Annotated in this window: 3 protein-coding genes and 1 pseudogene; 3 read left to right on the top strand and 1 reads right to left on the bottom strand. The window is 73.5% G+C overall.

Annotated features, from left to right (window positions below; genetic code table 11):
• Position 1: 1 nt before the first annotated feature.
• The 3 genes and pseudogenes from MUY14_RS20800 to MUY14_RS20790 all read left to right on the top strand — a co-directional run.
• Positions 2–6,115, top strand: a pseudogene (locus MUY14_RS20800) (type I polyketide synthase); the annotation flags it as partial.
• A 10-nt stretch (positions 6,116–6,125) separates the two neighbouring features.
• Entirely contained in the window at positions 6,126–6,536 is a 411-nt protein-coding gene (locus tag MUY14_RS20795) for a DUF6892 domain-containing protein (RefSeq protein ID WP_247024796.1), read from the top strand.
• 1 nt (position 6,537) lies between these two features.
• On the top strand, positions 6,538–6,945 hold the full coding sequence (locus tag MUY14_RS20790) for a hypothetical protein (RefSeq protein WP_247024794.1): 408 nt from the start codon (positions 6,538–6,540) through the stop codon (positions 6,943–6,945).
• Between the two features lie 69 nt (positions 6,946–7,014).
• On the opposite strand, the gene MUY14_RS20785 is transcribed toward MUY14_RS20790, so the two are convergent.
• Positions 7,015–7,839 carry a DUF2306 domain-containing protein gene (locus tag MUY14_RS20785; protein WP_247024792.1) on the bottom strand — a complete coding sequence of 275 codons (825 nt, stop codon included), beginning with the start codon at positions 7,837–7,839 and terminating at the stop codon, positions 7,015–7,017.
• Between the last annotated feature and the right edge of the window lie 332 nt (positions 7,840–8,171).

The following is an 8,171-nucleotide window of genomic DNA, read 5'->3' as shown; positions in this document are numbered from 1 at the left end:
AGCCGAGCTGCTCGACTACCTCCGCCGGGTGACCGCCGACCTGCAGCGCACCCGCGAGCGCCTGGTCGCCGCGGAGTCCGCGGGTGACGAGCCGATCGCCGTGGTCGGCATGAGCTGCCGCTACCCCGGCGACGTCGACACCCCCGAAGCCCTGTGGCGGCTGGTCGACGACGGCACCGACGCGATCTCCGGCTTCCCGGAGGACCGCGGCTGGCCCTTGGCCGACCTGCTCGGCGACGTCGGCGGGCCGGGCACGTCGGCGACCGCCGAGGGCGGCTTCCTGCACGGCGCGGGCGGGTTCGACGCCGCGTTCTTCGGGATGAGCCCGCGCGAGGCGCTGGCCACCGACCCGCAACAGCGGCTGCTGCTCGAAACCGCATGGGAGGCCTGCGAAAGCGCGGGCATCGACCCGCTTTCCCTGCGCGGCAGCGACACCGGCGTGTTCGTCGGCGTGATGTACAACGACTACGCGATCGCGTTGCAGGGCGTCACCGAGGACCTGGAGGGCTACCAGAGCAACGGCAGCGCCGGCAGTGTCGCTTCGGGACGCATCTCCTACACCTTCGGCTTCGAAGGCCCGACCGTCAGCGTCGACACGGCCTGCTCGTCGTCGCTGGTCACGATGCACCTCGCCGCACAGGCCCTGCGCCGCGGCGAATGTTCGCTCGCGCTCGCCGGCGGGGTCGCGATCATGTCGACGCCGATGGTGTTCATCGAGTACAGCCGTCAGGGCGCGCTCTCGCCGACCGGCCGCTCGCGCGCGTTCGCCGAGGGCGCCGACGGCACCGGCTGGTCCGAGGGCGTCGGCATGCTGGCGCTGGAAAAGCTGTCCGACGCGCGGCGCAACGGCCACGAGGTCCTCGCCGTGCTGCGCGGGTCCGCGGTCAACTCCGACGGCGCGTCCAACGGCCTCACCGCGCCCAACGGCCCGTCGCAGCAACGCGTGATCCGCGCCGCGCTGGCCGACGCGAAACTCTCACCGTCCGATGTGGACGTCGTCGAGGCGCACGGTACCGGCACGTCGCTCGGTGACCCGATCGAAGCGCAGGCGCTGATCTCGGTGTACGGCCAGGACCGGCCCGAGCACCGTCCACTGTGGCTCGGTTCGCTGAAGTCGAACATCGGGCACACCCAGGCCGCGGCCGGCGTCGGCGGGGTGCTGAAGATGATCCTCGCCATGCGCAACGGCGTCCTGCCGCGCACCCTGCACGCCGACCAGCCGTCCACCAAGATCGACTGGACGGCCGGCGACGTCGAGCTGCTCACCGAACCCCGGCCGTGGCCGCGGACCGGGGCGCCGCGCCGGGCCGCCGTCTCGTCGTTCGGCGTCAGCGGGACCAACGCGCACGTCGTCCTCGAACAGGCCCCGCCCGCCGAGCCCGCCCCGGCGGGCGCGGAACCGGCCGCGATCCCGTGGGTGCTGTCGGCGAAGTCGCCGGAAGCGTTGGCCGCACAGGCTTCCCGGTTGCTGGCGCACCTCGACGAGCACCCCACCCAGCCGCTGTCCGGCATCGCCCGCGCGTTGCTGGCCCGCAGCCGCTTCGACCACCGGGCCGTCGTGGCCGGGACCGATCACGCCACCTTCCGCGAAGGACTGTCCGCGCTCGCGGCCGGCGTGCCGGCGCCGACCGTGGCCACCGGCACGGTGACCACCGCGCCCGGCCCGGTGTTCGTGTTCCCCGGCCAGGGTTCGCAGTGGCCGGAGATGGCCATGGGGCTGCTGACCACCCAGCCGGCCTTCCGCGCCCGGATCGAAGAGTGCGCCGAAGCCTTGAAGCCGTACGTCGAGTGGTCGCTGCTGGACGTCCTGACCGGCGTCGAGGGCGCGCCTTCGGCCGACCGGGTCGACGTCGTGCAGCCGGTGCTGTTCTCGGTGATGGTGTCGCTCGCGCACCTCTGGCGCTCCTACGGCGTCCAGCCCGCTGCCGTGCTCGGGCATTCGCAGGGCGAGATCGCCGCCGCCTGCTTCGCCGGCGTGCTCTCCCTGCCCGAAGCCGCGCGGATCGTGACCCTGCGCAGCCGCCTGATCGGCGAGCGGCTGGCCGGCCACGGCGGCCTGCTGTCGGTGATGGCGTCCGAAGCCGAAGTCGGCGAGCTGCTCGGCGACTTCGAAGGCACGTTGTCGATCGCCGCGGTCAACGGGCCGCGCACGGTCACCGTCGCCGGTGAACCGGAAGCGCTGACCACGCTGGAAAAGCGCCTGTCGGCGGCCGGGCTGATGCGCTGGCGCGTCGAGGGCGTCGACTTCGCCGCGCACAGCCCCCAGGTGCGCGTGCTGCACGACGAACTCCTCGACGTCCTGGGCGAACTGCACCCGGCCGAGTCGGCGATCCCGTTCTACTCCACCGCCGACCAGCGCTGGCTCGACGGCCCCGAGCTGGACGGCGAATACTGGTACCGCAACCTGGAACGCACCGTGCGGTTCGACGCCGGCGTCCGCGCCGCGCTCGACCGCGGCGCCCGCCACTTCGTCGAGATCAGCCCGCAGCCGGTGCTGAGCCTCGGCCTGCAGGCGCTGCTGGAGCAGTCGGGCACCGGCGCGACGGCGTCGGCGACCCTGCTGCTCGGCCACGGCGGCCCCGACCGGTTCCTGGCCGCGCTCGGCGCCGCCTTCGCCCGCGGCGCCGACGTCGGCTGGCAGCTTCCCGACGGTGCGCGCGTCACGCTGCCGACGTACCCCTTCCAGCGCACGGACTTCTGGCCCCGCGGCACGATGCAGGCGACCGGCGACATCACCGCGCTCGGTCTGGCCTCCGCCGAGCACCCGCTGCTCGGCGCCGTGACGGCGTTGCCCGACACCGAAGGTTTCCTGTTCACCTCGAGGCTTTCGGTCCCGACCCACCCGTGGCTGGCCGAGCACACCTTCGGCGGCGCGGTCCTGCTGCCCGGCACCGCGTTCCTGGAGCTGGCCGTCCGCGCCGGCGACGAGGCCGGCTGCCCGGTCGTCGACGAGCTGACCCTGGCCGTGCCGCTGGTGGTCCCGCCCGGGCAGGCCGTGCGGACCCAGGTCGTGCTCGGCCCGCTGACCCCGGCAGGCCGCCGCACGCTGTCGGTCTACGCGCGACCGGACGCCGGTGACGAGCCGTGGACGTGCCACGCCACCGGCGTCCTGCGCGCCGGCGACGTGCCGGAGGCGGGGGAGTTCCCCGCCGAGTGGCCGCCGGCCGGTGCCGAGCCGATCGACCTGACCGGCTTCTACGAAACGGCCGCCGGGAACGGGTTCGGGTACGGCAAGCTCTTCCGCGGCCTCGAAAAGGCGTGGCGGCACGGCGAAGACGTCTACGCCGAAGTGGCGCTGCCGGAGGCCAACCGGCCCGAGGCGGCCGCGTGCGCCCTGCACCCCGCGCTGCTCGACGCGGCGCTGCACGCGGCGTCGTTCACCGGCGAGGGCCGCAGCCGGCTGCCGTTCTCGTGGACCGACGTCGAGCTGTACGCGGTCGGCGCGTCCCGGGCCCGGGTGCGGATCAGCCCGGCCGGGGCGGACAGCGTCCGCGTCGACCTCGCCGACACCACCGGCACCCCGATCGTCTCGGTCGGTTCGCTGCTGCTGCGCGCGGCCGGCGCCATCGAGACCGCTCCGGCGCACGGCGACAGCCTCTTCCGCTGGGAGTGGCAGCCGGTGCCGGCCCCCGAGCCCGGCCGGCTCGCCGACGGCACGTGGGTCGTCGCCGGCGCCGACGAGTTCGGGCTGACCGGCGCCGTCTACACTCTCGGCCGCGCGGTCGAGACGTTCCTCGGCATCGGCGCGTTGTCCCGGGCCCTCGACGACGGCCTGCCCGCACCCCAGGTGATCCTCATGCCGCTGGTGCCGGTGCGGCCGGAGAACGACCGCGACGCGGCCCGCGACCTGACGAAGTGGGTGCTGGGCGAGGTCCAGGCGTTCCTCGAGGAGGACCGGCTGCGCACCACGCGGCTGGTGTTCGTCACCCGCGGCGCGACGGAAGACGCGCTCGCCGGCGCGACCGCGTGGGGCCTGCTGCGCTCGGCGCAGACGGAGAACCCCGGCCGGATCGTGCTGGCCGACCTCGAACGCGAAGGCGACCAGTCCATCCGCGACCTGCTGCCGCTGCTGCCCGGCCTGCTCGCCTCGGGCGAACCGCAGGTCGTGCTGCGTGACGGCGTCCCACACGTCGGCCGCCTGACCCGGGTCCGCGGTGAGGAATCCACTGTGGACTGGACGGCGGGGAAGGTGCTCGTCACCGGCGGGACGGGGGCGCTGGCCAAGGCGGTCGCCCGGCACCTGGTCGCCGAGCACGGCGTCCGCGAGCTGCTGCTGGTCAGCCGCAGCGGCCCGGACGCGCCCGGTGCGGCGGAGTTCGCGCTCGAGCTCGACGCCACTGTGGACATCCGCGCGTGCGACGTGTCCGATCGGGACGCTCTCGCCCGGCTGCTCGACGCGGAACCTTCGGTGCGGGCGGTCGTCCACACCGCGGGCGCGCTGGAGGACGGTGTCCTCGGCTCGCTGACCCCGAAGAAGCTCGACACGGTGTTCGCGCCGAAGCTCGACGCGGCCTGGCACCTGCACGAACTGACCCGCGACCGCGAGCTGACGGCGTTCGTGCTGTTCTCGTCGTTCGCCGGGCTGGCGGGCAACGCGGGCCAGGCCAACTACGCGGCCGCAAACGCTTTCCTCGACGCGCTCGCCCACCACCGGCGGGCGCTCGGCCTGCCGGCGACGTCGATCGCGTGGGGCACCTGGGCCGGGGACAGCAGCGTGATGGCGGCGCGGCTGGACGAGGCCGGCCGCCGCCGTCAGGAACGCGGGGGAGCGCTGGCGCTTTCGGCCGAGCAAGGGGTCGCCCTGTTCGACGCCGCGCTGGCCCGCCCGGAGCCGGTGCTCGCCGCCATCCGCCTCGACCTGGCCGCGATGCGCGCGGCCGGCGAGGTGCCGCGGATGATGTACGCGCTCCTCCCGCCGCCGTCGCGCCGCTCGGCGGCCACGGCCGAGCAGGACACGGGCTCGTTCGCGCGGACGTACGCGCAGCTGCCCGAAGGCGACCGGCCCAAAGCGGTGCTGGAGCTGGTCCGCGGCCTGGCCGCCGCGGTGCTCGGGCACCCGAGCGCGGCCGCCGTGCCGGTCGACGGCAGCTTCCCGGAGCTGGGCTTCGACTCGCTGACCGCGATGGACCTGCGCAACCGCCTCCAGACCGCGACCGACCTGATCCTGCAGGTCGGCGTGGTGTTCGACCACCCGACGCCGGAAGAGCTGGCGGGCCACCTGGCCGCCGAGCTGGCCGCCGAACCGACATCCGGGGAGATCACCACGACGGTGTCCGTGCAGGCCCCGGAGACGATCGCGGGCCTGTTCACCGACGCGCTCAAGGCCGGGCAGCAGGCGGACGCGATCGCGTTCCTGCGCGCGGCGGCGACGTTGCGCCCGAAGTTCCGCACGCCGGCGGAGCTGACCCGCCCGATCCGCCCGCTGCGGCTGGCCCGCCGCGACCCGGACGCGGCACCCGGCCCGCACCTGATCTGTGTCCCGGCGCTGGTGGCGATGGCGGGGGTGCAGCAGTACTCGCTGTTCGCGGCGTCCTGCCGCGGCCGCCACGACGTCTCGGCGGTCCCGATCCCGGGCTTCACCGACGGCGAAGCCCTCCCGGCCGACCGCCAGTCCCTGGTCGCGGCGGAGGCCGACGCGATCTCGGCGTACACCGGCGGCGAACCGGCGATCGTGCTCGGCGTGTCCACCGGCGGCCTGCTGGTGCACGCGATCGCGACGGAGCTCTGCCGCCGCGGCACACCCCCGGCCGGCGTCGCGCTGCTGGACCCGTACGCGGTGGACAGCGAGTTCGTCGCGAGCGCGGGTGGCGGGCTGATGCAGGGGCTGTACAAGCGCAACCAGCAGTACACGGAGGTGACGAGCGCGGGGCTGTCGGCGATGGCCTGGTGCTTCGACCTGATGGAGGGCTGGGAGCTGGGGCCGCTGCCGTGCCCGACGCTGCTGGTCCGGGCGTCGGAGCCGATCGTCGCGGAGCAGGAGTCGGTGGACTGGCGCTCGTCGTGGCCCCACGCGGACACGGTGACGGACGTGCCGGGCAACCACTTCACGATCGTGGAGGAGCACATCGCGGACGCGGTGGCGGCGGTCCAGGCCTGGCTGCCCCCGGTCGGCTAGGTTGCGGGGTGTGTTCCAGGACTTCACCTTCAAGCTGGTCGTCGTCGAGAAACTGATGTACGGCGACCGCACGCTGACCCCGGCGTTCGACATCGCCGAGGCGCTGCCGGCGGCCGACCCGTGGCAGTACGCCTACGACCGCGGGCTGGCCTACCAGGTCTTGCCGGAGGCCCGCGCGTACTTCACGGCGCTGGAGATCGCCCCGGACCTGCTGGCGACGGTGGAGGAACTGGTGCTGGACGGCGGCTTGACCGTGTACCAGCACTGCGCCCCGGTCTGGGACGGCGAGGACGACCTGTTCGACGTCGGGTCCCTGGCCGACCTGCCGCTGCTGCCGAACCTGCGCCGGGTGCTCGGGTCGGAGTTCCTGAGCGGCTCGCTGCAAGCGGAACTGACGTCGCGCGGCATCGAAGCGGACTGAAGTGCTGGACTTCCTCCGCGAGTTCCCCGGGGCGGCGGTCACCGACGAGAACGGCGCGTCGTCGAAGTGGCGGCTGAGCGGCTCGACGTGGCAGGCGACGGTGGTCGTCGAGCCGGGGCAGTGGCTCGGCCTGGAGTTCTCGGCGCGCGACCCGGCGACCGGCCGGCACGCCACCTACGACATCTCGCTCGACGGCCAGCGCGACCACGCGGCGGAAGTCGAACGCGACATCGTCGAATTCCTCGGCAACCTGCGCGACGGCCTTGTGCTGTGCGGGCACGCCGGACGGAAGTTCGTGCTGGTCTTCCCGCTGGACGGGGCCTACGTCCGCGTCGTGCGCGGGCGCTTCCTGACGAGCGCCTCGACGCACGCGACCCGCCCCGGCGGCAACTACGTCCCGCTGACCTGAGCGCGCGAGAAAACCCCGGCACCTGGGGTAGTGCCGGGGTTTCCCCGCCGCGGGAAGGCAGCCGCGAGACTAGGGGACAGGGTCGGGGGCCGGCCGCTCGAGGACCGGGGTCTTCGTGTTCGGCGCCAATGCGGGTTCCGGGGCCGCGTGGTGCACGGGCTCGACCGCGACGGCCGGCGCGGGTGCGGCCGCTGTCACCTTCGCCGCCGCGCGCTTGGCCGCCTGGCGGCCCAGTGCCTTGTAGCGGGCGCGGTGGTTGAACCACTCCGCGATCAGCAGGTTGACCACCCACGGGATCCACGACGTCAGCGTGGACACCTGGTCCTGCACCGCCGCCGGGCCGTCGACGCCCATCGTGAAGACCTCGGGCTCCAGCCACAGGATGGCCGGGCCCAGCCAGAACCGGGACGCCAGGATCGAGAAGCACAGCGCGAAGCTGCGCAGCATCCACTCCCGGTGCTCGACGATCCGCCCCTGCCGCGCCCGCCGGAACCCGACGATCGTCGTACCCAGCCACAGCAGGCCCAGCAGCGCGTTACCCGCCTTCTGCCCGGCGCCGTGGGTGAGGAACGGCGTGATGGTGAGGATCGCGAGCCCGGCCGGCAGCGCGCCACCCAGGACGTAGACGCGCCCCGAGATCCGGTGCAGCTTCGGGTACCGGTTGCGCAGCCACGGCCACACCTGGATCGACGCGGTCACGAACGCGACCGAGCCGAACACGATGTGCGCGACCAGCAACGGGTAGTAGAACGGCAGGTCGAGCCGCGTGGCGGCGGTCGACTTGCTCGGGTCGAAGCCCAGGTAATTGGGCAGCCGGAACGCGAGGAACCCGAACACCAGGAAGTAGAAGGGGACGATCCAGGGGCGTCTCAACGCCCGTCCGATGCTTGCCATGGCCTGCCTTCCTTCGGGTCATCCGGCGCGAAGAGCATGGCGCCGGTAAACCACGGAAAACCGCAGACTTCGTCTCGGCCGGTTTGCGCGGCCCTTCGCCGCCCCGGCCGACGACCTCGCCGGGGGCCGGGCGAAGGACCCGGTCGGCTCTTCGGCTCATGTCCTGCCAGAGGGGGCGTGACCGACGTCATGAACGGGTCGTTCACCTCACCGGACGCGGTGAAAGGGTCGTTCATGACGTCCGGACCAGGACCCGGACCAGGCCCGCCTCGATCTCTGGGGAAAAACCGGCCCCACCCCCGGCATAGTCGCCTTCGACCTGAACCCCGGCG

The organism is Amycolatopsis sp. FBCC-B4732 (genome assembly GCF_023008405.1).
In the GTDB taxonomy this organism is placed as follows: Bacteria; Actinomycetota; Actinomycetes; order Mycobacteriales; family Pseudonocardiaceae; genus Amycolatopsis; species Amycolatopsis pretoriensis_A.
The sequence above is the reverse complement of the archived record's forward strand: the minus strand, read 5'-3'. Positions and strand labels throughout refer to the sequence as shown.

Excerpts from the sequence above, each read along its gene's own strand:
- MUY14_RS20785 (WP_247024792.1), bottom strand. The coding sequence starts at position 7,839 with ATGGCAAGCATCGGACGGGCGTTGAGACGCCCCTGGATCGTCCCCTTC.